Origin of the sequence: Comamonas antarctica, assembly GCF_013363755.1 — a bacterium.
Classification (GTDB): Bacteria; Pseudomonadota; Gammaproteobacteria; order Burkholderiales; family Burkholderiaceae_C; genus Comamonas; species Comamonas antarctica.
This window is the reverse complement of the sequence record NZ_CP054840.1, coordinates 2,607,801-2,632,327: the sequence shown is the minus strand read 5'-3', so window position 1 is coordinate 2,632,327 and position 24,527 is coordinate 2,607,801. Positions and strand designations below refer to the sequence as shown.

The window sequence follows — 24,527 nt, the reverse complement described above, 5'->3', positions numbered from 1 at the left end:
TTTACAAACGTCGCAGCTGCGGCGTTGCTCACTCTTACGCATTGGAAGTGGAAAACCATGGAAATCGAACAAGCCCCCACCGTGAAGCCCTATGAGAAGCCCGAAGGCGAACGCCGCGGGCTGGTGCTGGTCAACACCGGCAATGGCAAGGGCAAGAGCACGGCCGCCTTCGGCCTGGCGCTGCGCGCGCACGGCCGTGGCAAGTCGGTGAAGATCTTTCAGTTCATGAAGGTGCCCACGGCGCGCTTCGGCGAGCACCGCATGTTCGAACAGCTGGGCATGCCCATCCAGGGCCTGGGCGACGGCTTCAGCTGGAAGAGCCAGGACCAGGAACACTCGGCGCAGCTCGCGCGCGAGGGCTGGGAGCGCGCGCGCGCGGCCATCCTGTCGGGCGAGCATTTCATGGTGGTGCTCGACGAGATCACCTATCCGCTGATCTATGGCTGGCTGCCGCTGGAGCCCGTGCTGCAGACGCTGCGCGAACGCCCGCGCGACGTGCATGTGGTGCTGACGGGCCGGCGCTGCCCGCCCGAGATCATCGAGATTGCCGATACCGTGACCGAGATGACGCTGATCAAGCACGCATTCCAGGCCGGCGTGCCCGCGCAACGCGGCATTGAAGACTGATCCCGGGGCGGGGAAAATGACCCCAGACATGAGCCATCTTCCATCCTCTGACGCGCCCGGCGGGCTTCCCGGGCCCACGCTGGCGGCGCAGCCGTTCGATGCGGCGGACCGCGCCGCGGTCTATCGCGCCATTCACGAGCGCCGCGACATGCGCCACTTCAGCGGCGGCGTGGTGGCGCCGCAGGTGCTGCTGCGCCTGCTGCGCGCCGCGCACCACGCGCCCAGCGTCGGCTTCATGCAGCCCTGGCGCTTCTTGCGCGTGCGCGACCGGGCGATGCGCGAACGCATCCATGCGCTGGTCGAGGCCGAACGCCTGTGCACCGCCGAGGCCCTGGGCGAGCGCGAAGGCGAGTTCATGCGCCTGAAGGTGCAGGGCGTGCTCGATGCCGCCGAAGTGCTGGTGCTGGCCATGCCGCCCGGCCGCGAGCAGCATGTGTTCGGCCGGCGCACGCTGCCCGAGATGGATGTGGCCTCGGCGGCCTGCGCCATCCAGAACCTGTGGCTGGCGGCGCGCGCGGAGGGGCTGGGCATGGGCTGGGTGTCGCTGTTCGATCCCGTGGCGCTGGCCGCGCTGCTGGGCATGCCCGAGGGCAGCCGCCCGCTGGCGGTGCTGTGCCTGGGGCCGGTGCCGGCGTTCTATGCCGAGCCCATGCTGCAGCAGGAGAAATGGGCGCAGCGCGCGGACCTCGCCGACATGCTGTTCGATGAAACCTGGGGCCGGCAGGCCGCGGGTGGCGAGGGTGGCGATGTGGGCTGAGGGCGTGGGCGTGGGCGGCGCGGGCGCCGCCGCGGCGGCGCTGCTGCTGGCGCTGCTGATCGACTCCCTGTGGGGCGAGCCGCCGGCGCGCGTGCATCCCGTGGTCGGCATGGGGCAGCTGCTGGGCGGCGCCAGCCGCTGGGTGGGCGCACCCGAAGCCACCGATCCCGATCTGGCGTGCTGGGCGCGTGGCGCCTTCGCCTGGTGCCTGATGGCCGCAGGCATTGCGGCCCTCTACGCGGCACTGCAATGCGGGCTCGCGCTGGCGCCGGCCTGGCTGGCCGTGCCGCTGCTGGCCCTGCTGCTCAAGCCGCTGTTTGCCTGGCGCATGCTGCAATCCGAGGTGCAGGCCGTGGAGGCGGCACTGCAGCAATCGCTGGCCGCGGGGCGCGAGCGCCTGTCGTGGCTGGTGAGCCGCGATGTGACGCAGCTGAGCGCGGCCGAAGTGCGCGAAAGCGCGCTCGAGACACTGGCCGAGAACCTCAACGATTCGCTGGTGGCGCCGCTGTTCTGGTTTGCGCTGCTGGGCCTTCCGGGTGCGGCGCTGTACCGCTTTGCCAACACCGCCGACGCGATGTGGGGCTATCCCGGCTGGCGCGGCGGGCGCTACTGGCAGTGGGGCGGCAAATGGGCCGCGCATGCCGACGATCTGCTGTCATGGATTCCGGCGCGCATCACGGCGCTGTTGCTGGCGCTGGCCGCCGGTGGATTGCCATGGGCGCGGCTGCGGCAGGAAAGCCGGCGCACGCCATCGCCCAACGGCGGCTGGCCCATGGCCGCGCTGGCGCTGGCGCTCGATGTGCGCCTGGGCAAGCCCGGCGCCTACGTGCTGCACGCCCAGGGCCGCGCGCCCGACGCGCAGGATTTGGTGCGCGGCCTGTGCATGGCGCGCCGCGCCGTGCATTGGCTGGCCGGGCTGGCACTGCTGGCCGGCCTGGCCGCACTGGGGAGTTCCCATGGCTGACAACCTGCATGGCGGCCCCGATGCGCTGGGCGTGGCCGCGCATGATTTCTCGACCAACGCCAACAGCTGCGGCCCCTGTCCCGATGCCGTGCAGGCGTTGCAGGCCGCGCATGCGCAGCAGTATCCCGATCCGGCCTACACGGCGCTGCGCGCGCGGCTTGGCGTCTTCCACGGCGTCGATGGCGCACGCATCGTGCCGGCCGGCAGCGCCAGCGAGTTCATCCACCGCATCAGCGCGCATGCGGCGCGCCGGGGCCTGCGCCACGCCGTGCTGCCCGACCACAGCTATGGCGACTATGCGCAGGCGGCCCGCGTCTGGGGACTGACAATCTCACGCCGGCTCGCGCTGGATGGCCCTGCGCCGGCGCTGCACTGGGCGTGCGAACCCTCGAGTCCGCTGGGCCGTGCCGACCCGGCGCTGGCGCAGTGGCTCGCGTGCGCCCAGCCTGGCCCGCATCTGCATGTGCTCGACTGCGCCTACCAGCCGCTGCGTCTCGACGGCCAGCGCAGCGCCTTGCCCGCGGGCGCCTGGCAGGTCTGGACACCCAACAAGGCGCTGGGCATGACCGGCGTGCGCGCTGCCTATGCCATTGCGCCGGAAGGCGCGCAGGCCGATGTCGAGGCGCTGCTGGCCCTCGCGCCGTCGTGGGTCGTGGGCGCGCATGGCGTGGCCTTTCTCGAAGCCTGGACCTTGCCGGCGGTGCAGCAGTGGCTGGCCGCCAGCCGGGTGCAGCTCGCGCAGTGGAAAACGGCGCAGATCGCACTGTGTGCGGCGCTGGGCTGGCAGATAGAAGCTGGCAGCCTGGCGAACTACCTGGTGGCGCGCTGGCCGCAGGCCGAGGCCGCGCGCATGGGCGCGCGCCTGGCCTGGCTGCGCCGCGAACATGGCATCAAATTGCGCGACACGGGCAGCTTCGGGCTGGCCGGCGCGGTACGGCTGGGGGTGCTGCCCCCGGCATCGCAGCAGGCGCTGGCCCGGGCCTGGCAGGCTGCTGAGCTTCTCGATGGAAACACATGAAGACCCACTCGACGCACCTTCCGTTGCCCACACCCGGCCAGCGCCCGGCCCTTTGCGTGATGGTGCTCGGCACCAGCAGCGGCGCGGGCAAGAGCTGGGTGGCCACGGCGCTGTGCCGCTGGTACCGCCAGCAGGGTTTCAAGGTGGCGCCGTTCAAGGCGCAGAACATGAGCAACCACGCGCGCGTGGTGCCCGCCGCAGGCGGCGCCTGGGGCGAGATCGGCACGGCGCAATACCTGCAGGCGCTGGCCGCGGGCTGCGTGCCCGAGGTGCGCATGAATCCGCTGCTGCTCAAGCCCGAGGCCGACATGCGCAGCCAGGTGGTGTTGCTCGGGCAGGTCGACCACGCGCTGACCCAACTGCCCTGGCGCGAGCGCGGCGCCCATGTCTGGCCGCACATCGCGCAGGCGCTCGACGCGCTGCGCGGCGAGAACGATGTCGTCGTGATCGAGGGCGCGGGCTCGCCGGCCGAGATCAACCTGCACAGCAGCGATATCGTCAACATGCGCGTCGCACGCCATGCGCAGGCGCACTGCCTGCTGGTCAGCGACATCGACCGCGGCGGCGCATTTGCGCACCTCTACGGCACCTGGGCGCTGCTGCCGGCCGACGAGCGCGCGCTGATCCGGGGTTTCGTGCTCAACAAATTCCGCGGCGACGCGCGGCTGCTGGCGCCCGGCCCGCAGATGCTCGAGGAACTGACAGGCGTGCCGGTCGTGGCGACGATTCCGCGGCTGGCGCAGCACGGCCTGCCCGAGGAGGATGGGGCGCACGACGCTGCCACCGCCGACGGCGCGGCGGGCGCGCCGGTGCAGGCCACGGTGGCGGTGATCGCCTATCCGCGCGCCAGCAATCTCGACGAGTTCCAGCCGCTGCTGAACGTTCCCGGCGTGCGCGTGGTCTGGGCGCGCAGCCCGGCGCAGCTGCTGGGCGCCGACTGGGTGATCCTGCCCGGCTCCAAGGCCACGGCCAGCGACCTGCGCTGGCTGCGCGCCCAGGGGCTCGATGCCGCGCTCGCCGCCCATGTGGCGCGAGGCGGGCGGCTCTGGGGCATCTGCGGCGGACTGCAGATGCTGGGCGAGGCCTTGATCGACCTGCATGGCGTCGACGGCAATGAAGCCGGGCTGGGGTTGCTGCCGCTGGTGACGGTGTTCGATGTGGAAAAGCGGCTGCTGCATGCCCAGGTGCGCCTGCCGGACATCGCGCCGCCGTGGCAGGCGCTGTCGCAGCTGGAGTTGCAGGTCTATGAGATCCACCACGGCCAGACCCGCTTGCGCGGCGACATGCTGGCGGCCGGCATGGTCGCGCATGAACGCGTGCCCGGCTTGCTGTGGCAGAGCGCCGACGGCCGCATCCTGGGCAGCTACTGGCATGGCATGCTGGAGAACGCCGCGGTGGTGCAGGCCCTGCTGGGCGCCGACGTGCCCACGCTGGACAGTGTCTTCGAGCGGCTTGCCGCGGGGGTCGACAGCTGGTTCGCGCAGGGCTGAAAAGAGGTTGTAGGTTCACTCCTTCAACCTCAGGCGGGCTGAACTGATAAGGCGCAAAAGGGAACGGCCTCAAGCTTGGTACGTACCGACGAGGTTGTCGCAGCAGCTTCTTCTGTCCGAACCCTTCACTATGAGGAAAGCCACCATGACCCAGCAATCGACCCTGTCCCGTACCCTGCAACTGACCCTGTGCGCCGTGGCCTTCGGCGCCGCCGGCATGGCCAGCGCCCAGCAGCCCAACAAGCTGCAGGAGTCGTCGAGCACTCAGACGCCTTCGCAGGCTTCGCCCAGCCAGGCCCGCAATCCGGACGGCGTGCGCGACCACACGCCGCAAGCCACCGCACCTTCGAAGTCGTCCATGGAAGCGCGCCAGCCCTCGCAGGCTTCGCCCACCAACGCCCGTTCGACCGATGGCCGCAAGGACGCACCTGCATCGCACTCGACGAACCACGGTCCTTCGCAGTCGCAAATGGAAGCGATGAAGCCTTCGCAGGCTTCGCCCTCGACCGCCGGTTCGCCCACGGGCCGATAAGCCCTGCTGCGGCGCAAGCCGCAGGTGCTGTCGAAAAGGCCCTGCGGGGCCTTTTTCTCGCTCTGCCGCTGCGGCACCGGGAATGTAGGTTCGCTCCTGCAACCGCAGGCGGGCTGAACTGATAAGGCTGGACAGTGAACTGCCCCAAGCTCTGGAATGTAACGCCGCAGTGGTCTCGCCACCGTCCATTCTTCCATTTACCGAGGAGATAACCACCATGACATCCACCTGGTCCCGCTCCGTTCAAATGACTCTGTGTGCCGCCGCGATCTGCGCCCTGGGCGCCGTCCAAGCACAGGAGACGCCCCGGCCGCTGTCCGCCACCACCACCAATGCCCAGACGGCGACTCAGCCTGCTGCCACGGGCACCTCGGCTGCGCAAGCGCAAATGCCGTCCCAGGCTGCGCCTTCGCAAGCGCGCAGCGCCGAAGGCCAGAAGATGCAACGTGCGCCCAAGGGGGAGCGTCACCAGGGCCAGCGCGGCAAGTACGCCAACCCGCAGCAGCACGAAGCTGCTGCCGTGCGCGCCGAAGAACGCGCCGGCCGCATGCCGCGTGGCCAGGACATGGACCAGTACCAGCGCAATGCGCTGGCCCGCTGCGATGTGTTCCGCAATGCCGATGACCGTCGCTCCTGCGCCGAGCGGGTGCGCTCGGGTGAAAGCAGCGGCAGCGTGCGCGACGGCGGCATGCTGCGCGAATACACCGAGCAGGTTCCCGTGCGTCCCTGAGCGCCGCCTGGCATTGCATGAGGGCCCCGCGGGGCCCTTTTTCTTGCGCGCGGCAAGACCATGCGGATCGCGCGCGGTTGATGCAGCATCTTCGCCGATGCTGCGCCGCCCGGCGATACTCCTTTCTTTGGACTTCCGCCGGCCGGTTTGCAATGACTCGTTTTTTGCCTGAAATCCCTTCCATCCACGACCCCGCATGGAACGCGCGCGTGCAAGCGCTGATCGACCAGAAGACCAAGCCGCTGGGCGCGCTGGGAATGCTCGAGCGCCTCGCGCACCGGCTGGCCTGCATCCTGCACTCCGAAGCGCCGCGGCTCGAACAGCCGCAGATGGTGGTGTTTGCCGCCGACCATGGCCTGGCGGCGCGCGGCGTCTCGGCCTATCCCGTCGATGTCACCTGGCAGATGGTGGAGAACTTTCTCGCGGGCGGTGCGGCGGTGAGTGTGCTGGCGCGGCAGAACGGGCTGGCGCTGCATGTCGCCGATTGCGGCGTGGCGCGCGATCTGCCCCAGCGGCCCTATGTGGCCGGCCAGCCCCGGCTGTGGGACTGCAAGGTGGCGCATGGCACGCGCGACTGTTCTTCGGCGGCGGCCATGAACGCCGCGCAATGCGACACCGCCATGCACGAGGGCGCGCAGCTGGTGCGCGCGCTGCCGGGCAATGCCCTGCTGCTGGGTGAGATGGGCATTGGCAATACCTCCAGCGCCTCGCTGCTGCTGGCGCGGCTGTGCGCAGTGGATGTGGCGCAGGTCACGGGCGCGGGCACCGGGCTCAATGCCGCGGGCGTGGCGCGCAAGATCGCGGTGCTGCGCAGCGTGCTGGCCTTCCACCACCAGGCGCAGGAGCCGCTCGAGGTACTGGCCGCCATGGGCGGTTTCGAGATCGCGGCCATGGTCGGGGCCGTGCTGCAGGCGGCGCAGGAGCGGCGCGTGATCGTCGTCGATGGCTTCATCACGACGGCCGCGGTGCTGGTGGCGAGCCGGCTGCGCCCGGCCGTGCTCGAGCGCTGCGTGTTTGCCCACCGTTCGGGCGAGCCGGGCCACACCATCATGCTGCAGGCACTGGGCGCCGAGCCGCTGCTGGACTGGGGACTGCGCCTGGGCGAAGGCTCGGGCGCGGCGCTGGCCTGGCCGCTGCTGCAATCGGCTTGCGCCATGCTCGGCGAGATGGCCAGCTTCGACTCTGCCGGCGTCGCGCGCCAGCAGGCCGAAACGGCCAGCGCCTGAACGCTCAACGCCGGCCCGAGGCAGCCGGGCGCTGCTTTTTCACCACCGACTGCAGGTGGCCCAGCAGGATAGGCACCAGCGGGTGTTCGGGGTCAGGGCGCCACATCGCCTGCAGCACCGACAGCGGCGCCTTGCGGGCCAGCGGCTTGAACACCAGCCCTTGCATGCCCGCGCGCTGCAGGCAGGCGGGCACCAGCGACACGCCCTGGCCCGTGCCGACCAGCGACAGCACCGACAACCAGTGGCGCACCTCATGCCGCAGTTCGGGATCGAACCCCGCCTTCTGGCACATGCTGCGGATCACACCGAAGTACTCGGGCGACACGGCTTCGGAAAACAGGATCAGGCGTTCATTGGCCAGCTGCGCCATCGCGATCCTGTCCTGCGCCGCCAGCGGGTGGCGCGCCGGAAGGCAGGCAATGAAAGGCTCGCTGACCACCACCTGCGCGCGCATCCCTGCGGGCGGCGCGAGCGTATGCATCAGCCCCAGGTCGATCTTGCCGCTTTGCAGCGCCGCGAGCTGGTCGATGCTGTTGAGTTCCAGCAGGTCCACGCGCACATCGGGGTATTGGGCGCGCATCAGTTCCAGCGCCTCGGGCAGGCCGCGGTACATGCTCGAGCCGACAAAACCCAGGCGCAGGCTGCCGGCCATGCCCTGCGCCACGGCGCGCGTGTCGGCCGCGGCGCGGCGCGTGCGTTCAAGGATGTCGCGCGCCTGCGCCAGCAGGTGCCGGCCCGCATGCGTCAGGCGCACGCCGCGGCTGTTGCGCTCGAACAGCTGGGCTTGGAGCGTGCCTTCGAGCTGCTTGATGGCCATGCTCAGCGGCGGCTGGGAAATGCACAGGCGCTTGGCCGCGCGGCTGAAATGCAGCTCCTCGGCCAGCACCACGAAGTACTGCAGCTGGCGGGTTTCGAGATGGATCATGCGGGGTGGTGACACGGGACGGGCCGTTCCATCCATTGCTTGGAAATATGAATCAATACTTTAATAATATTTGACGCGAATGGCTTGAGTTTCCAGAATTTGTTCCATGCGGCCGTGGAGGCCGCCTGGTTTCGAGGAGACAAAGCACATGCAAACCGCCGAGGGCGCCCGCAGCGCCGCCACATCCCATCCGGTTCCCGACCGCCATGGCAGCAACCTGTACACCACCGACGCGCAGTTCGCGCCGCTGCTGCAGCTGTATCTGCCGCCCGACGTGAATGCGCACCTCCAGCCCTACCTGTCGCGCATGGGCGCGCTGGCCGGCGGCCGGCTCGATGAACTGGCTCTGGTGGCCGACAAGAACCCCCCGACGCTGGCCCACCGCACGCGCAGCGGGCGCGACGCCCAGCGCATCGACAAGCACCCGGCCTATGTGGAGATGGAGCGCGTGGCCTATGGCGAATTCAGCCTGGCCATCATGTCGCACCGCGAGGGCGTGCTGGACTGGGCCGGCAAGCTGCCGCCGCTGGCCAAGTACGCGCTGACCTATCTGTTCGTGCAGGCCGAGTTCGGACTGTGCTGCCCGCTGTCCATGACCGACTCGCTGACGCGCACGCTGCGCAAGTTCGGTGCGCCGGAATTGGTCGCCAAATACTGGCCGCAACTCACCGCCACCGATTTCGACGACCAGGCCCAGGGCGCGATGTTCATGACCGAGCAGGCCGCCGGCTCCGACATCGCCAACACGCAGACGCTGGCGCGGCGCGATGCCGACGGCGCCTGGCGCCTCACCGGCGACAAATGGTTCTGCTCCAACCCCGATGCGGCGTTTGCCATGGTGCTGGCGCGCGTCGAAGGTGATCCCGCGGGCATGAAGGGGGTGTCGCTGTTCCTGCTGCCGCGCACGCTCGACGACGGCAGCAGCAACCACTACCGCATCATTCGGCTCAAGGAAAAGCTCGGCACGCGCTCCATGGCGAGCGGCGAGATCCAGCTCGACGGCGCGGTGGCCTATCTGGTCGGCGAGCAGGGCCGCGGCTTCGCGCAGATGGCCGACATGGTGAACAACTCGCGCCTGTCGAACGGCGTGCGCGCCGCGGGCATGATGCGCCGCGCCGTCGCCGAAGCCGAGTACATCGCGCAGCAACGACAGGCCTTCGGCAAGGCGCTGCAGGACATGCCGCTGATGCGCCGCCAGCTCGACAAGCTGCGCATCCGCTCGGAGCAGGCGCGCAGCATGCTGCTGCAGACCGCGCAGGCACTGCAGCGATCGGACGCGGGCGAGGAGGGCGGCTACGCGCTGCTGCGCATTCTCACGCCGCTGATCAAGTTCCGCGCCTGCCGCGATGCGCGCCAGGTCACGGGCGATGCGATGGAAGTGCGCGGCGGCTGCGGCTACATCGAGGAGTGGAGCGATCCGCGGCTGGTGCGCGATGCCCACCTGGGCTCGATCTGGGAAGGCACCAGCAACATTGTCGCGCTCGACGTGCTGCGCGCGATCCGCCGCGAAGGCTCGCTGCCCGCGCTGCAGCAGCACGCAGCCGGGCTGCTCGCGCAGACCGATGCCGCGCCCGCGTTCAAACAGGCATTGCACGCTGCGCTCGAGCGCGCGGCGGCGTTTGCCGCGGCCGCGGTCGATGCCAATGCCGAGGGCGAGCGCCTGGCGCGCACCGCGGCCTCGGCGCTCTACAACAGCTTCACGGCGATTGCCATGGCCTGGGAGGCCAGCCGCACCGCCAGCGCCGAACGCATGCGCTGGGCCCAGCTGGTGCTGGTGCACCGCGTGCTGCCGCGCGATCCGCTGCAGGACCTGCAAATACCCGCGGACTGGGCGCAGCCGGCGCATTGAGGCTTGCGCAAGAGATTCATAAAAGGAGACAACACCATGACCACCCGTCGATTCCTGCTGGCCTGTGCGCTGGCCTGCACCGCCGCCACCCCGGCCCTGGCCCAGGGCGAGGCCTTTCCATCGAAGCCGATCAACTTCGTCGTGCCGTTTCCGCCGGGCGGGCCCACTGACGCGATGGCGCGCACGCTGGCCGCGGCACTGACCGAGGAAATCGGCCAGAGCGTGATCGTCGAGAACAAGGCCGGCGCCGGCGGCAACATCGGCGCCGATGGCGTGGCGCGCGCCAAGCCCGATGGCTACACCATCATGTTCGGCACCTCGGGGCCGCTGGCCATCAACAAGAGCCTCTACAGCAAGATCACCTACGATCCCGCGACCAGCTTCGCACCCATCATCCGCGTCGGCTACCTGCCCAACATCCTGGTGGTGAATCCGAGCGTCAAGGCCAGCAACCTCAAGGAACTGATCGCGCTCGACAAGGCCCAGCCGAAAAGCCTCAACTACGCCTCGTCGGGCAACGGCGCCTCCTCGCATCTCGCGGGCGTGCTGTTCAACCGCATGGCCGGTACCTCGCTCCAGCATGTGCCCTACAAGGGCACGGGCCCGGCCCTCAACGACCTGATTGCCGGCCAGGTGCAGATGAGCTTCACCGACATCCTCACGGCCATGCCCTACATCAAGGCCGGCCGGCTCAAGGCGATTGGCGTGGCGACGGAAAAGCGTTCGCAGGCCATGCCCGACATCCCGTCCATTGCCGAGCAGGGCCTGCCGGGCTACGACGTGAGCGTGTTCTTTGGCGTGGTGGCGCCCGCGGGCACGCCGCCCGAGCGCATCGCCAGGCTCAACAGCGCTTTCGTGCAGGCGCTGCAAAAGGACAAGGTGCGCAGCAGCTTCGCCGCGCAAGGCCTCGAAGCCGCATCGGACCAGACCCCTGAAGGCCTGGCGCGCTTCATCAAGGAAGAAATGGCCAAGTGGAAAACCGTGGTCGACGCCTCGGGTGCAAAACTGGATTGAAACCCCCATGGACACGACAAGAATCCCGACGACCGGCGCGCTGCAGGGCCTGCGCGTGCTCGATCTCTCGCGCATCCTGGGCGGCCCGCTGTGCGGGCAGATCCTGGGCGACCATGGCGCGGACGTGCTCAAGGTCGAGCCGCCCAGCGGCGACGACACGCGCGCCTGGGGCCCGCCGTTCAAGGACGGCGTGGCCTCGTACTACCATGGCCTCAACCGCAACAAGCGCCTGCAGTTCCTCGACCTGTCTTCGGCGTCGGGCCAGGAAAAGCTGCTGGCGCTGATGGCGCAGGCCGATGTGCTGATCGAGAACTTCAAGATCGGCACGATGGAGAAATGGGGCGTTGGCTACGCGCAGATGCGCGAGCGCTTTCCGCGGCTGGTCTGGTGCCGCGTCAGTGGCTTCGGCGAGGACGGCCCGCTGGGCGCCTGGCCCGGCTACGACGCCGCGATCCAGGCCATGACCGGACTGATGAGCGTCAACGGCGAGCGCGATGGCGGGCCACTGCGCGTCGGCCTGCCGGTCGTGGACATGGTCACCGGCATGAACGCGGTGATCGGCGTGATGATGGCGCTGCACGAGCGCCAGCGCAGCGGCCTGGGCCAGCTCGTCGACGCCGCGCTCTACGACAGCGGCATCTCGCTGCTGCACCCGCATGCGGCCAACTGGTTCATGGACGGCAAGACGCCGCAGCGCTCGGGCAATGCCCATCCCAACATCGCGCCCTACGACGTGCTGCAGACCGGCACCATCCCGGTGTTCTTTGCCGTCGGCAACGACCGGCAGTTCCGGCTGCTGTGCGCGCACATTGGCTGCGCGGCGCTGGTGCAGGACGCGCGCTTTGTCACGGCGGGCCAGCGCTCGGTGCACCGCGACGCGCTCAAGGCGTTGCTGGAGCAGGCCCTCGCAGGCTTCGATGGCGACAGGCTGGCCACCGAGCTGATGGAAATCGGCGTGCCGGCCGCGCCGGTGCAGGCCGTCGATGCGGCGCTCGACCATCCGCATACGCTGCACCGCGGCTTGCGCGTGGAGCTGCCGGGCTACCAGGGCGTGGGTGCGCCGGTGAAGCTCTCGCGCACGCCGGCCAGCTACCGCCATGCGCCCCTGACGCGGGGCGACGACTTCGCGTGAAACCGCCGCGGCGCCCGCGTCAGCCCTGCGGCGCGGGCGTTTTCGGCTGGAAGTCGCAGTAGCTGGCCACGATGCACTCCCAGCAGCGCGGCTTGCGCGCCTGGCAGACATAGCGGCCCAGCAGGATCAGCCAGTGGTGCGAGTCGACCGCGTACTGCGCGGGCACGCGCTTGAGCAGCTGCTTTTCGACGGCCAGCGGATTGGCGCCCGGCGCCAGGCCGGTGCGGTTGCTGACGCGAAAGATGTGCGTGTCCACGGCCATGGTCGGCTCGCCGAACGCGACATTGAGCACCACATTGGCGGTCTTGCGGCCCACGCCCGGCAGGTCCTCCAGCGCCTCGCGCGTGCGCGGCACCTGCCCGCCATGGCGCTCGATCAACCGGCGGCAGGTCTCCATCAGATGCCGGGCCTTGCTGTGGTACAGCCCGATGGTCTTGATATACGACTCCAGCCCCTCGAGTCCCAGGTCCAGGATCGCCTGCGGCGTATTGGCCACGGGAAACAGCCGGCGCGTTGCCTTGTTGACGCCGACATCGGTGGCCTGGGCCGAAAGCAGCACGGCCGTCAGCAGCTCGAACACCGTCGTGTACTCGAGCTCGGTGTTGGGCATGGGATTGGCGGCCTTGAGCGTGGCGAAAAAGGGAACGATCTGCGCAGTCTTCATGGCGGGAACGCGGGGCAAAAGCCGATTGTGGGGCAAAACCCGCTGGCCGCGCGGCGCCGTTTCCGGGGGGGGCGTGCGCCAGCGCGCGCACGCGATGTGAATTTGATGAAAAATGCAGGGTTGGCAGCCCGAACGACTGCCATTGATTTTTGTTGCTGAAACGGACCATCTATGCAATTCGCCGAGCGCCTGAACAATGTGGAGACCTCCGCAATCCGTGAACTTTTCAAGCTGCTGGGCAAGCCGGGCATCATCAGCTTTGCCGGCGGCTTTCCCGACAGCGCGATGTTCGACGTCGCCGGCATCCGCGCCGCCACCGAGGCCGCGCTGACCGAAGAGGCGGGCGGTGCGCTGCAGTACGGTGCCACCGAAGGCTACCAGCCGCTGCGTGAACAGCTGGCCGCGCTGATGTCCGCCAAGGGCGTGACGGGCGTGGCTCCGACCGACCTGCTGGTCACCACCGGCAGCCAGCAGGCGCTGGACCTGCTGGGCAAGACCATGATCAGCCCCGGGGACAAGGTGATCGTCGAAGGACCGACCTTTCTGGCCACCATCCAGTGCTTCCGCCTCTATGGCGCGGAAGTGATCAGCGCGCCGATCGACGACCACGGCGTCGATGTCGAGCAGCTGGAAAAGCTGATTGCCGAGCACAAGCCCAAGCTGGTCTACCTGATTCCCACCTTCGGCAACCCCAGCGGCGCCACGCTGTCGCTCGAGCGCCGCCGCAAGGTGCTGGAGCTGGCCGTCAAGTACCAGACCCTGGTGGTCGAGGACGATCCCTATGGCGATCTGTACTTCGACGCGGCGCCGCCGCCGAGCCTGCTGGCGCTGTCGTTCGAAGTGCCGGGCAGCCGCGAGTGGCTCGCGCATTGCGGCAGCCTGAGCAAGGTGCTGAGCCCGGGCCTGCGCATCGGCTGGCTGGTGGCGCCGGCCGAGCTGCGCGACCGCGCGGTGATGTGCAAGCAGTTCAGCGATGCCCACACCAGCACGTTTGCGCAGGCCACGGCGGCCCAGTACCTGCGCGCCGGCCACATGCCGGCCACGCTGGCCAAGGTGCGCGCGGTCTACGCCGAGCGCGCACGCGCCATGGGCGCCGCGCTGCAACGCGAGCTCGGCGACGCGGTGAGCTTTGTCGCGCCCCAGGGCGGCCTGTTCCTGTGGGTGAAGCTCACCGGCGCGCGCGGCCAGCTGCAGGACGCGAATGTGCTGGCCCAGCGCGCCATCGCGCAGGGCGTGGCCTTCGTGCCCGGCGCGCCGTTCTTTGCGCAGAATCCCGATGTCTCGACCTTCCGCCTGTCGTTTGCCACGGCCGATGTGGCGAAGATCGAAGACGGCATCGCGCGCCTGGGCCAGGCGCTGCGGGCGCAGGCATGAGCGAGACACAGGGCGCGGGTGATGGCGCCGAGGAACGCATCACCGAACTGGAGATCAAGGCCAGCTATGTCGAGGACACGCTGGACCAGCTCAACATGACGATCTACCGCCAGCAGCAGCAGATCGACGCGCTGCTCGCCGAAGTCCGCCACCTGCGCCAGCAGGTGCCGGCGGACGGGGTGGGCGGCGGGCGCAATCTGCGCGATGAGCTGCCGCCGCATTACTGATTGCCTGCCAGGCTCGCCATGGACGGGCATCCCTGGCAGCCGGTCGGCGGTTCAGGACGCTACTCCGGCACCTTGTTCGCGATGCTCTTCATCTTCCCCAGGAACAGCCGCAGGAAGAAGCCGCCCATGCAGAGGATCAGCACGATGGCGATCAGGCTCATCAGGCCATAGTCGGTAGAAAACAGGTCGATCCACAATTTCATCCAGGTGCTCCAGTGAGGCCGGGGTGTTCCGGCGCGATGCCAGCACTATCGCCGGACGGTGCAGTGCGGCCATTGCGGCAGATCAAGCGCGCAGGCTTCTGTGCCGCGGTACTCCATTTGCCCGCAGCGCCGCCGCCCTTTGGACTACACGCGAGCTCGAAGCGCTCATGCAAGCTGGAGGTGTTGCGCGTGGAGGCGGAAAACTACTGCCCCATGCGTCTCGTCCCACCATTTCAGCAGGAGCCAACATGAGCACACCCGACCACAAGAACCTGAACCTGGATCCCATCACCGACGAACCCGGCGCCCACCCCGTGGGCACGGGCGTCGGCGCAGGTGGCGGCGCGCTGGCCGGTGCGGCAGCGGGCGCGATCGGCGGCCCGGTGGGCGCCGCCGTCGGCGCCGTGGTGGGCGCGGTGGCCGGTGGCCTGGCGGGGCACAGCGTGGCCGAGGCCATCAACCCGACGGCCGAGGAAGCCTACTGGCGCGGCGCCTACGACCAGGAAGAGTATTTCCGCGCCGACTACACCTATGACGACTATGCCCCGGCCTACCGCGCCGGCTGGGAAGGCCGCGCCGCGGGCCGCGAGACCTGGGAGGAAGTACGCAACGACTGGTCGTCGCGCTGGGACGGCGGCCGCCTGGGCTCGCGCCTGAAGTGGGACGAAGCCGAGCCCGCGGCCAAGGCCGCCTGGGAGCGCGCCAACCGCCACTACGTCTTCAACAAGCAGGAGTGAAACCGCGGCGCGGCAGGCTGTTTCAGCCTGCGCGCCGATCCGGCGCCCTGTCGTCTTCGGACGGCTGCGCATCGGGCAGAGGTTCGAGCCAGCCGGCCGCGGCGGTGATCACGCAATGCGTGAGCCGTTGCAGGCCGGCTTGCGCATTGCGCGCATGCGCCCAGTAAAGCGGCACGTCGACGGCCGTATCGGGCAGCACTTCCACCAGCGTTCCCGCATCGAGATAGCGCTGGATCATGAGCGTCGGCTGCATCGCCCAGCCGACCCCGGCCTCGCAGGCGCGCACGAACGCATAGGCCGATGGCAGCCAGTGCTTGGGCGGGCCGTGGCGCGAAGCCAGCCCCTGGGCCTGCAGCCACTTGTCCTGCATCGCATCCTTGCGGTCGTAGCTGAGCATGGGCGCGCGCGCGATGGTCTCGGGCGTCACGCCTTGCGCGAAATGCTGCTGCATGAATTCCGGGCTGGCCGCGGCTACATAGCGCATCGACCCCAGCGGCCAGGTATTGCAGCCGGTGATGCTGGTGGAGGTGGCGGTCACGGCGGCCATGACCGCGCCTTCCTTGATGCGCTTGGCGGTGTGGTCCTGGTCATCGATGCTGATGTCCAGCAGTTCGTTGCCCGCGCGCGTGAAGCTGGCCATCGCCTCCATGAACCACGATGACAGCGAGTCGGCATTGACCGCGAGCTTGAGCGTGGGCGGCATGGACTGGCCTTCGGCCACCAGCGCGGGATTGGTGCGGCGCAATTCGTTTTCCAGCAGCGCCACCTGCTCCACATGCAGGCACAGCCGGCGCCCGGCTTCGGTGCCGGTGCAGGGCTGGCCGCGCAGCACCAGCACCTGTCCCACGCGCTCCTCGAGCAGCTTGATGCGCTGCGAGACCGCCGAGGGCGTGATGTGCAGCTTGCGCGCGGCGCGCTCGAAGCTGCCTTCGCGCACCACGGCGGCAAGCGCTTCGAGTCCGGAATAGTCGAGCATTAGTTTGTCTCAAGTGGTTGCAATTAGTTTAATTTTACTTAATTTCTGCCGGGATCGACAATTTCCCTTATGTGGACAAACCTGATCTCCTCTTCCTGGATTGCCGGCTTCACGGTGTGCCTGTCGCTGCTCATCTCCATCGGCGCGCAAAACCTCTATGTGCTGCGCCAGGCGGTGCAGGGCCGGCATGTGCGGGCCTGCGTCGCATGGTGCGTGCTCAGCGATGCCTTGCTGATCGGCATTGGCGTGGCCGGCATGGCGCAACTGCTGGCAAGCATGCCCGGGCTGTCGTTCTGGCTGTCCGCGGGCGGGGCGCTGTTTCTGCTGTGCTATGGGCTCTATGCGCTGTGGCGCGTGGCCTATGCGCCCGATGTGGCCATCCAGGAGCCGCAGGCGGCGCAGCGCGGGCTGGTCGGCGTGCTTGGCACGCTGGTCGTGATCACGCTGTTCAATCCGCATGTCTATCTGGACACCGTGCTGCTGGTAGGCAGCATCGGTGCGCGCCAGGACGGTGCGCTCAAGGCGGTATTCGTGGCCGGCGCGGCCAGCGCCAGCCTGCTGTGGTTCCTGCTGCTGGCCAGCGCGGGCCGGCGCCTGCAGCAGGTGTTCGCGCACCCGCTGCCCTGGCGCGTGCTCGATGCACTGACGGGCGTGATGATGCTCGCGCTGTCATGGTGGATCTGGAGCGGGATCGAGACCGCGGCGTGAACTCCGCGCCATGAAAAAAGCGCTGCCGGGGCAGCGCTTTTCGTGCGGTCAGAAGGTTCAGAACGCGGGAACGACCGCGCCCTGGTACTTGTCCGCGAGGAACTTCTTCACATCGTCGGAATGCAGCGCCTGGATCAGCTTGGCGATCGCCGGGTCGTTGGCGCGGTCCTTGCGCGCGGCGACGATGTTGGCGTAGGGCGAATCCTTGCCTTCGATGAACAGCGCATCCTTGGTCGGGTTGAGCTTGGCTTCGATCGCGTAGTTGGTGTTGATCAGCGCCAGGTCCACATCGGCCAGCGCGCGCGGCAGCAGCGGGGCCTCGAGTTCGCGGAACTTGAGCTTCTTCGGGTTCTTCACCACGTCCAGCGGCGTGGGGGTCAGGCTCTTCGGGTCCTTGAGCTCGATCAAGCCCTGCTTGGCCAGCAGCAGCAGCGCGCGGCCGCCATTCGACGGGTCATTCGGGATGGCCACGGTCGCGCCGTCCTTGAGGTCCTTGACGTTCTTGACCTTGCGCGAATAGGCGCCGAAGGGCTCGACATGGATCTTGCCGTTCGGCACGGCCACGAGCGAGCTCTTGCGGTCCTTGTTGTAGCTGTCGAGGTAGGGCTGGTGCTGGAAGAAGTTCGCGTCCAGCTGCTTGTCCTCGACGGCGGCATTGGGCTGCACATAGTCGCTGAATTCGCGCACCTGCAGTTCGACCCCTTGCTTTTGCAATGCCGGCTTGACGTGGTTCAGGATCTCGGCGTGCGGCACGGCGGTGGCTGCCACCTTGAGCACCACATCGGCGGCATTGGCGGTGAGCGCCAGGGTGGCAAGAGCAATCGCGGAAAGGGTTTTCTTCAGCATGACAAAGGCTTTCTTCGGGAAGTTGCAATGGCGCTCTGCGCCGTAACTTGTGGCGCGCAGCCCGTAGTTTAGTGGGATGCGCCACAGTCCAACGGCAAAAACAGCATTCTGGTTATAAGAATGTGGTTTTTTATGCAATCCAGGCGTTTCCATCCTGTCGTCTGCCGCGATTTCGTCCTGGGCGAAAGTGTGTCTTTCCGTGATAATCGCGGCCAGGCGCCAGAAGGCGCCCAGATCCAGAGGTGCCCTGTTTCAGGGTTCAACGATAAGCAGGTGCGCCTGGCCGTCCGGCCGGCAATTCCTGCGCTGCCCCCGCAACGGTAGGCGAAATCTCAGGTCCTCACGCTGGTCGCAGCCGACCGGCAGTCACTGCGTGCCCTGGCGCGTGGGAAGGCGAGGGCTGAGCCGCAGTGCTGTCAATCGACAGCCCGCGGCGTTTCGCAAGCCCGGATGCCGGCCTTTGCGATCGCTTCGGACGCCGCGGGAGTGCGCATGTCTGGGCAGGCATGCTGGCTTGGGTGCGCGCAGGGGCGCGGCCCGCTTGTGCCTGCGTTCTTGCAAGCGTGCTGCCGCGGTGGTTTTTGGTCCCTGGGCTTCGCGGGTGAGCGAAGCCGCGCCTTGAAATCATCCCATGCAATCCTACCGATCGCGGCCGGCACGTGGCCGCGCCGCCCGCTCATTCTCTCTTTCGCCCGCCATCGCGCTGAGCCTGCTGGCCGGCGCCGCCCAGGCCGCCGCGCCTCAGGCGGCCGCGCTGGGCGAGGTGTTCGTCACCGCCACCGCGCGTCCCGAAGAGCGCTCGCGCATTGCCGCCACCACCCAGACCATCGAGCGCGCCGATATCGAGCGTTCGTCGGCGCAATCGGTCACCGACCTGTTGGCCGAGCATGCGGTGGGCTTTCTCAGTGAATGGACCGCCGCGCAGACCTCGATGAACCTGCGCGGCGCGGCCACCGACGGCCAGGGCCGCGACTACCGCGGCCAGGTTGCGGTCTTGCTCAACGGCCGGCGCGCGGGCACGGCCAACCTGTCGAAACTGAGCCTGTCGGATGTGGAGCGCATCGAGATCGTGCGCGGCCCGGGCTCGGTGGTCTATGGCAGCCAGAACATGGGCGGCGTGATCAATATCATCCTGCGCACCGGCGCCAGTGGCGGCGGCAATCGCGCATCGGTGGCCGGCGGCAGTGCCGGGCTGTGGCGCGCGGACGCGCAGCTCGGCGGCGCCGACGAGCGCTGGGACTGGTATCTGGGCGCCAACCTCGGCGGGCGCGACGACTACAGCTCGGGCAGCGGCGGCGGCGAACTGAAGAACACCAGCTACAAGCGCCGCGGCGCGGCCGGCGCGCTGGGCTGGCAACTGGCCGACCTGCACCGCATCGAGCTGCAGCTGCGCACGGACGGCATCTACAACGCTGGTTTCCGCGGCTCGGGCGCCAACATCTACAGCCGCGACAACCGCGACAACCGCTCGGCCGACCTGCGCTACGAAGGCGGCCTGCCCGGCGGGCGCGTGAGCTGGCTGGCGCATCTCTACACCTTCGAGGACGTGGATGAATTCAACTGGGCCTCGCCGGTGATCAGGTCGGGCACGGCGGCCGTGCCCGGCACCGCGCGCGACTACAACCTGCGCAAGCTCGACGCGGCCGGCCTGCGGCTGCAGCCGCGACTGCGCCTGTCCGACACGAACGACCTGCTGCTGGGCTTCGACTATGAAAAGAACCGGCTGCGCTCCGAGCGCGAGCGCGTGGCCATGCCCGGCGGACCCGCGGGCCAGGTCGCGCCCTATGACAACAACCAGACCGAGCACACGCATGCGCTGTATCTCGAGGATGCGCAGACCTTTCTCGACAACCGCCTGACGCTGCGCGCCGGCGTGCGCAAGACCTGGGGCGAGACGCGCTTCGACCAGACGCCCAATGTGGCGGCGGCGCTGACCACGGCGCGCGACTACGACCAGACCACCTGGTCGACCGGCGCGACCTGGAAGGTCAATGACGCCTGGGCGCTGCGCGCCAGTGCCTCGACCGGTTTTCGCGCGCCGACGGCCAGCGAACTGTCGGCCGATTTCACGGCCGTGGGCGGCGGGCGCAGCTTCGGCAACCCGAACCTGAAGCCGGAATCAAGCCGCCAGTTCGAAGTCGGCACCACGCTGCGCCAGGCGGCGTGGCGCGTCGATGCCGCGCTGTTCCAGAACACGATCTCCGACCGCATCATCACCGTCTCGCGCGGCCCGAGCACCAATACCTCGGACTACGCCAACAACGCCGCCGACATCGTGGCGCGCGGGCTCGAACTGAGCGCCAACGGCGATCTTGGCCGACTGGCGGGCGGCGCCACGCTCAGCGCGTTCGGCAATGGCTACTACCACTTCACGATGAAGGACCAGGGCGCGGCGGCTTCTGCCAACACCGACCGCGTGCAGCGCATGTACCAGTACGAGGCCGCGGCCGGCCTGCGCCTGGCACGTGGCGCGGACCGCAATGCCGGCGACTGGAGCGCGCAGCTCACGGCGCTGCTGCGCGGGCCGATGTGGTACGACACCGAGGAAAACCTGCTGATCCCGCAAGGCGAGCCGAGCAGCACGTTCATCCACCGCAAGGGCGCGTTCACGGTATGGAACCTGCGCGGCGAGTACCGCCTGAGCCGCGGCGTGAAGCTGTTCGCGGGCATCAACAACCTGTTCGACCTGAACCGCCATCCGATCTTCATTGCATTGGACCAGCGGCCCTGCATCGCCAATCCCATCTTCCAGAACGGCGGCTGCGGCACCTCGATGCCAGGGCGCGAGTGGCTGGTCGGGCTGCAGGCGGACTTCTGACGACCATGCCACGCACTGCCACTGCGCTGCCTGATCGGCGCGCGCTGCTGCAAGCCGGCGCGGCGCTGGGCCTGGCTGCGCTTCCCGGACGGCCGCGGGCCGCGGCGTCGGCGCCCGCTGCCGCACCCATCCGCCTGCGCGATGCGCTGGGGCGCGAGCTGCGGCTGGCGCGGCCCGCGCAGCGCATCGTCACGATCTTCTCGTCCAACACCGAGCTGGTCGCGGCGCTGGGACTGGTGGATCGCATCGTTGGTGTCGAGGAGTACACGCGCTTTCCGCCGGAAGTGGCGGCGCTGCCGCGCGTCGGCGGGCGGCTGGGCTTCTCGGTCGATGCGGTGGTGGCGCAGCGGCCCGATCTGGTGATCGTCACGCCTGCGCGCCAGGCCGCGCACCAATTGGTCGATCCCATGGAGCGCATCGGCGTGCCGGTCATGGTGCTGCTGAGCCGCAGCCTGGACGAGGTGATGGGCAATGTGCGCCTGGTGGCGCAGGCCGCGGGCGTCGAGGCGCGGGGCGAAGCGCTGGCCGGCGCACTGGCGCAGCGCCTGCGCGCCGTGGACCAGGGCCTGGCGCAACCGGGCCACGCCGCGCCGCGCAGCCTGATGATCACCGGGCGCATGGGCAACGGCATGCTGCTGGTCGCGCGTCCGGGCACCTATACCCACGAGGCGATGCTGCGCGCGGGCACGCAGCCGGCCCTGCCCGGCATCGGCGCGCTGGCCCAGGTCTCGCCCGAGGCGGCGCTGGCGGCCGATCCCGACTTGCTGCTGTTTGCCGGCACGCAGGCCGGGCTGGACGAACTCGTGCGCCGCCCGGGCTGGCGCGACATGCGCGCGGTGCGCGCGCAGCGCGCGATCACGGTGTCGCGCGCTGAATTCCTGATCCCTGGACCGCGCACCTTCGATGGCATCGAATCGCTCGCGCGCCAGGTGCTGCAGCTGCAGCGGAAAGGCTGGACATGAAGTCATGGTGGCCCGCGTGGGCGCTGCTGGTGTTGGCCCTGGCGCTGGGCGTGTGTGCCGGGCACGAATGGGCCGCGCCCGCGCAGATCTGGAGTGCATTCGCCGAGCGCGACACGCTGCGCGCGCGCCTGCTGTGGGAATGGCGCGTGCCGCGCGTGCTGGCCGCCGCCTGCGTCGGCGCGTTGCTCGGGTTGTCGGGTGCGGTATTCCAGGGCGTGTTCCGCAATCCGCTGGCCGAACCCTATCTGCTGGGCGCTTCGGGCGGCGCGGCGCTGGGTGCCACGGTGGCGCTGCTGGTGCCGCTGGGCCTGCCGCAGTCGTGGCTGCTGCCGCTGCTGGCATTCGCGGGCGCCTGGGGCTCGACGCTGCTGGTGCTGGGCGTGGCGCGCGTCGCGGGCGCGCTCGATGCCGCGGGCATGCTGCTGGCCGGCGTGGCGATGGCGGCGATGCTGGGCGCGATCCGCTCGTTTCTGATGCTGGCGCTGTCCGATGAAACCGTGAGCCTGCAGGTCGTGATGAGCTGGGTGCTGGGCGGAATCCAGACTCCCGGCTGGAGCGGGCTGGGCTGGCTGGCGCTGATCACGCTGGGCTGCCTCGCGGGCACGCAGGCGCTGGCGCGCGGGCTCGATCTGCTGGGCCTGGGCGATGCCACGGCGCAATCCTTCGGACTCGATGTCGCGCGCTTCGTGCCGCGCGCCGTGCTGCTGGGTTCGCTGGTGGTGGCGGCGGCCGTGGCCTATGGCGGCCTGGTGGCATTCGTCGGCCTGGCCGCGCCGCATATCGCGCGCTGGTGGGTCGGCCCGCTGCACCGCCGCGTGCTGCCGGCCAGCGCGCTGGCGGGGGCGGTCGTCGTGGCGCTGGCCGATGCGCTGGCGCGCAGCGTGCTGCCGCCGGCCGAGGTGCCGCTGGGCCTGATCACCGCCGTGGCCGGCGGGCCGTTTTTCATCGTGCTGCTGGCGCGTCGGCTGCGCGCGCATGGAGGCCGCGCATGACTCCCATGCTGACCGCTGCGGGCCTGTGCGTGGAACGCCAGGGACGCCGCCTGCTCGACGGCATTGCGCTCGATTTGCCGCAGCGCGGCGCGGTGGCGCTGGTCGGGCCCAATGGCGCGGGCAAGTCCACGCTGCTGCATGTGCTGGCCGGGCAGTTGTTGCCGGACCGGGGTGGCGTGCAACTGCAGGGCGCGCCGCTGCGGGCAATGGGCGTCGCCGCGCGCGCCGCGCATATTGGCTACATGCCCCAGCGCTTCGAGCCGCATTGGGATGTGACGCTGCATGAACTGGTGCAGATGCGCGTGCCGGATGCGGCGCCGGTGCTGGCGCGCGCCGGGCTGCAGCCGCTGGCGCAGCGGCGCTGGAGCACGCTGTCGGGCGGCGAGCGCGCGCGCGGCATGCTGGCCGCGGTGCTGGCCACCGATCCGCCGCTGCTGCTGGCCGACGAGCCGGGCGCGGCGCTCGATGTGCAGCACCGGCTGGCTTTGGTGCAGGCGCTCGCGCGGCGCGGGCGCGAACACCTGGTGGTGGTGGCGATGCACGATCTCGACCTGGCCTTTGAATGCTTCGAGCGCGTGATCGTCATGCAGCAGGGCCGCGTGGCCCTGGATGGCGCGCCCTCCGAACTGCTGCAGGACCCGCGGCTCGATGCCGTGTTTGGCGTGCATTTCGAGCGCATCGCGGTGCCGCCCCACACGCTGCTGCGGGCGCGCAGCCAGGAGGATTCCAATGCGCATTGACATCGCCGGCTGGACGCGCGAGGCCATGGCGGGCGATGCCCGGGCCTTTGCGGCGATCTTCGAGCAGGCCGATCGCTGGGGCTACGACGGCGTATGGTTCAGCGAGTTTCGCGTGCCGCAAAGCGACTGGCCCTACCCGTCGCCGCTGCTGCTGGCGGCCGCGCTGCTGGCACGCACCGAGCGGCTGCGCGTGGGCACGGCGGTGCTGGTGCTGCCGCTGCACCACCCGCTGATGCTGGCCGAGGAGATCGCGCAGCTCGACTTCCAGAGCGGCGGACGCATCGACGTGGGCATAGGCCGCGGCACCGAACCGGCGTCGCTGGAATGCCTTGAAATCGATTCCGCGAGCACGCGCGCGCGCTTCGAGCAGGGCGCGCGGCTGCTGCGCAATGCCTTGCGTGGCGATAGCGTGGCATCGGACGGCACGCTGTGGAATTTCGCGCCCCGCCAGCTGATGGCGCGGCCCGTGCAGCGGCCCCATCCGCCGGTCTACGTCGCCGGCTCGACCCCCGAAACCCTGGGCTTTGCACTGGCCGAAGACCTGCCCCTGCTGCTGAGCCTGGAGCCGCCCGAGGGTGCGCAACTGGAGCGGCTGGCGGGCCTGGCCGCGCAGCAGGGCGCCGACGTCTCCGCGCTGCTGGCGCGTTCGTCGCTGGCGCGCTATGTCTGCATTGGCGCCAATGCAGCCCAGGTGCAGCAGCAGCTGGACGGCCTCTGGGACAAGCTCCATGCGCGCCGTATCTATTACGCCGGCAAGCGCGGCGTGCTCCCGGCCGATGTGCCGCCGATCGACAGGGCCAAGCTGCTGCGCGAGCAGTTCATCCATGGCACGCCGGAGCAATGCCATGCGCAGATCCGCGCGCTGCAGATGCGCACGGGCATCGGCAGCCTGCGCTGCGTGTTCAATGCCAACGGGCTGTGGAGCAATGAGGCCGCGCTGGCCGCCATGCAGCTGTTCGCGCAGCAGGTGCTGCCGGCTTTGCGCGGCGCTGCCACGGGCTGAAGCACAATCCCGG

At 69.3% G+C, this 24,527-nt stretch carries 25 protein-coding genes and 1 riboswitch; of the genes, 20 read left to right on the top strand and 5 right to left on the bottom strand.

From position 1 onward, the window contains the following. The first annotated feature begins 57 nt into the window (after positions 1-57). The 8 genes from cobO (at position 58) to cobT (ending at position 7,344) form a co-directional block, all read left to right on the top strand. Complete coding sequence (gene cobO / locus HUK68_RS12185; RefSeq protein ID WP_175504392.1) at positions 58-627, top strand: cob(I)yrinic acid a,c-diamide adenosyltransferase; 570 nt, start codon at positions 58-60, stop codon at positions 625-627. A gap of 28 nt (positions 628-655) precedes the next feature. Further along, on the top strand, positions 656-1,384 hold the full coding sequence (gene bluB / locus HUK68_RS12180) for a 5,6-dimethylbenzimidazole synthase (RefSeq protein ID WP_175504391.1): 729 nt from the start codon (positions 656-658) through the stop codon (positions 1,382-1,384). Next, on the top strand, positions 1,374-2,348 hold the full coding sequence (gene cbiB, locus HUK68_RS12175) for an adenosylcobinamide-phosphate synthase CbiB (RefSeq protein ID WP_244146157.1): 975 nt from the start codon (positions 1,374-1,376) through the stop codon (positions 2,346-2,348). Before bluB ends, cbiB begins: the two co-directional genes overlap by 11 nt. After that, a complete protein-coding gene (locus HUK68_RS12170) occupies positions 2,341-3,366 on the top strand; it encodes an aminotransferase class I/II-fold pyridoxal phosphate-dependent enzyme (RefSeq protein WP_175504389.1) in 1,026 nt (341 codons plus the stop codon). Before cbiB ends, HUK68_RS12170 begins: the two co-directional genes overlap by 8 nt. A gap of 59 nt (positions 3,367-3,425) precedes the next feature. Next, on the top strand, positions 3,426-4,856 hold the full coding sequence (locus tag HUK68_RS12165; protein ID WP_175505831.1) for a cobyric acid synthase: 1,431 nt from the start codon (positions 3,426-3,428) through the stop codon (positions 4,854-4,856). A 145-nt stretch (positions 4,857-5,001) separates the two neighbouring features. Beyond that, positions 5,002-5,388 carry a superantigen-like protein SSL4 gene (locus HUK68_RS12160; RefSeq protein ID WP_175504388.1) on the top strand — a complete coding sequence of 129 codons (387 nt, stop codon included), beginning with the start codon at positions 5,002-5,004 and terminating at the stop codon, positions 5,386-5,388. Between the two features lie 217 nt (positions 5,389-5,605). Next, positions 5,606-6,118, top strand: coding sequence for a hypothetical protein (locus HUK68_RS12155; protein ID WP_175504387.1), 513 nt, complete (start codon positions 5,606-5,608; stop codon positions 6,116-6,118). A gap of 152 nt (positions 6,119-6,270) precedes the next feature. After that, positions 6,271-7,344: a nicotinate-nucleotide--dimethylbenzimidazole phosphoribosyltransferase gene (gene cobT, locus HUK68_RS12150; protein WP_175504386.1), complete on the top strand. Its 1,074-nt coding sequence runs from the start codon at positions 6,271-6,273 to the stop codon at positions 7,342-7,344. Positions 7,345-7,348: 4 nt separating this feature from the next. On the opposite strand, the gene HUK68_RS12145 is transcribed toward cobT, so the two are convergent. Next, the gene (locus HUK68_RS12145) at positions 7,349-8,269 is read right to left on the bottom strand and encodes a LysR family transcriptional regulator (RefSeq protein WP_175504385.1); all 921 of its coding nucleotides are present in this window, start codon (positions 8,267-8,269) and stop codon (positions 7,349-7,351) included. 148 nt (positions 8,270-8,417) lie between these two features. Here HUK68_RS12145 and HUK68_RS12140 point away from each other — a divergent pair, with 148 nt between their 5' ends. From HUK68_RS12140 to HUK68_RS12130, 3 genes are read left to right on the top strand one after another with little or no spacing between them, the layout of a single operon-like run. Further along, positions 8,418-10,118: an acyl-CoA dehydrogenase family protein gene (locus HUK68_RS12140; RefSeq protein WP_175504384.1), complete on the top strand. Its 1,701-nt coding sequence runs from the start codon at positions 8,418-8,420 to the stop codon at positions 10,116-10,118. A gap of 36 nt (positions 10,119-10,154) precedes the next feature. After that, positions 10,155-11,132 carry a Bug family tripartite tricarboxylate transporter substrate binding protein gene (locus HUK68_RS12135; protein WP_175504383.1) on the top strand — a complete coding sequence of 326 codons (978 nt, stop codon included), beginning with the start codon at positions 10,155-10,157 and terminating at the stop codon, positions 11,130-11,132. 7 nt (positions 11,133-11,139) lie between these two features. Continuing rightward, the gene (locus HUK68_RS12130) at positions 11,140-12,264 is read left to right on the top strand and encodes a CaiB/BaiF CoA transferase family protein (RefSeq protein ID WP_175504382.1); all 1,125 of its coding nucleotides are present in this window, start codon (positions 11,140-11,142) and stop codon (positions 12,262-12,264) included. A gap of 19 nt (positions 12,265-12,283) precedes the next feature. Here the strand turns inward: HUK68_RS12130 and nth are convergent, their stop codons facing one another. Then, the gene (gene nth, locus HUK68_RS12125) at positions 12,284-12,928 is read right to left on the bottom strand and encodes an endonuclease III (RefSeq protein WP_175504381.1); all 645 of its coding nucleotides are present in this window, start codon (positions 12,926-12,928) and stop codon (positions 12,284-12,286) included. Between the two features lie 171 nt (positions 12,929-13,099). Between nth and HUK68_RS12120 the strand changes: the two genes are divergently transcribed. After that, positions 13,100-14,302 (top strand): aminotransferase-like domain-containing protein, encoded by a 1,203-nt coding sequence (locus HUK68_RS12120; RefSeq protein WP_175504380.1) that lies wholly within the window; start codon positions 13,100-13,102, stop codon positions 14,300-14,302. Further along, on the top strand, positions 14,299-14,529 hold the full coding sequence (locus HUK68_RS12115) for a SlyX family protein (protein ID WP_175504379.1): 231 nt from the start codon (positions 14,299-14,301) through the stop codon (positions 14,527-14,529). The genes HUK68_RS12120 and HUK68_RS12115 overlap by 4 nt, the downstream gene beginning before the upstream one ends. 59 nt (positions 14,530-14,588) lie before the next feature. Here HUK68_RS12115 and HUK68_RS12110 read toward each other — a convergent pair whose 3' ends face one another. Further along, complete coding sequence (locus HUK68_RS12110; RefSeq protein ID WP_175504378.1) at positions 14,589-14,732, bottom strand: DUF3149 domain-containing protein; 144 nt, start codon at positions 14,730-14,732, stop codon at positions 14,589-14,591. A gap of 248 nt (positions 14,733-14,980) precedes the next feature. Here HUK68_RS12110 and HUK68_RS12105 point away from each other — a divergent pair, with 248 nt between their 5' ends. Next, positions 14,981-15,469: a hypothetical protein gene (locus HUK68_RS12105; protein WP_175504377.1), complete on the top strand. Its 489-nt coding sequence runs from the start codon at positions 14,981-14,983 to the stop codon at positions 15,467-15,469. 22 nt (positions 15,470-15,491) lie between these two features. On the opposite strand, the gene HUK68_RS12100 is transcribed toward HUK68_RS12105, so the two are convergent. Next, positions 15,492-16,445, bottom strand: coding sequence for an HTH-type transcriptional regulator ArgP (locus HUK68_RS12100; RefSeq protein WP_175504376.1), 954 nt, complete (start codon positions 16,443-16,445; stop codon positions 15,492-15,494). 69 nt (positions 16,446-16,514) lie between these two features. Between HUK68_RS12100 and HUK68_RS12095 the strand changes: the two genes are divergently transcribed. Next, complete coding sequence (locus tag HUK68_RS12095; RefSeq protein WP_175504375.1) at positions 16,515-17,153, top strand: LysE/ArgO family amino acid transporter; 639 nt, start codon at positions 16,515-16,517, stop codon at positions 17,151-17,153. Positions 17,154-17,210: 57 nt separating this feature from the next. Here HUK68_RS12095 and HUK68_RS12090 read toward each other — a convergent pair whose 3' ends face one another. Then, positions 17,211-17,999, bottom strand: coding sequence for a MetQ/NlpA family ABC transporter substrate-binding protein (locus HUK68_RS12090; protein WP_175504374.1), 789 nt, complete (start codon positions 17,997-17,999; stop codon positions 17,211-17,213). A gap of 223 nt (positions 18,000-18,222) precedes the next feature. Continuing rightward, positions 18,223-18,475, top strand: a riboswitch (cobalamin riboswitch). A gap of 155 nt (positions 18,476-18,630) precedes the next feature. Between HUK68_RS12090 and HUK68_RS12085 the strand changes: the two genes are divergently transcribed. Genes HUK68_RS12085 through HUK68_RS12065 form a run of 5 tightly spaced genes read left to right on the top strand, consistent with a single transcriptional unit; the run spans position 18,631 to position 24,514 of the window. Beyond that, positions 18,631-20,817, top strand: coding sequence for a TonB-dependent receptor (locus HUK68_RS12085; protein ID WP_175504373.1), 2,187 nt, complete (start codon positions 18,631-18,633; stop codon positions 20,815-20,817). Positions 20,818-20,822: 5 nt separating this feature from the next. Next, entirely contained in the window at positions 20,823-21,779 is a 957-nt protein-coding gene (locus HUK68_RS12080; protein ID WP_175504372.1) for an ABC transporter substrate-binding protein, read from the top strand. Next, on the top strand, positions 21,776-22,771 hold the full coding sequence (locus tag HUK68_RS12075; protein WP_175504371.1) for a FecCD family ABC transporter permease: 996 nt from the start codon (positions 21,776-21,778) through the stop codon (positions 22,769-22,771). Before HUK68_RS12080 ends, HUK68_RS12075 begins: the two co-directional genes overlap by 4 nt. Further along, positions 22,768-23,511: an ABC transporter ATP-binding protein gene (locus tag HUK68_RS12070; protein ID WP_175504370.1), complete on the top strand. Its 744-nt coding sequence runs from the start codon at positions 22,768-22,770 to the stop codon at positions 23,509-23,511. Before HUK68_RS12075 ends, HUK68_RS12070 begins: the two co-directional genes overlap by 4 nt. Further along, positions 23,501-24,514 carry an LLM class flavin-dependent oxidoreductase gene (locus tag HUK68_RS12065; protein WP_175504369.1) on the top strand — a complete coding sequence of 338 codons (1,014 nt, stop codon included), beginning with the start codon at positions 23,501-23,503 and terminating at the stop codon, positions 24,512-24,514. Before HUK68_RS12070 ends, HUK68_RS12065 begins: the two co-directional genes overlap by 11 nt. Positions 24,515-24,527 lie beyond the last annotated feature (13 nt).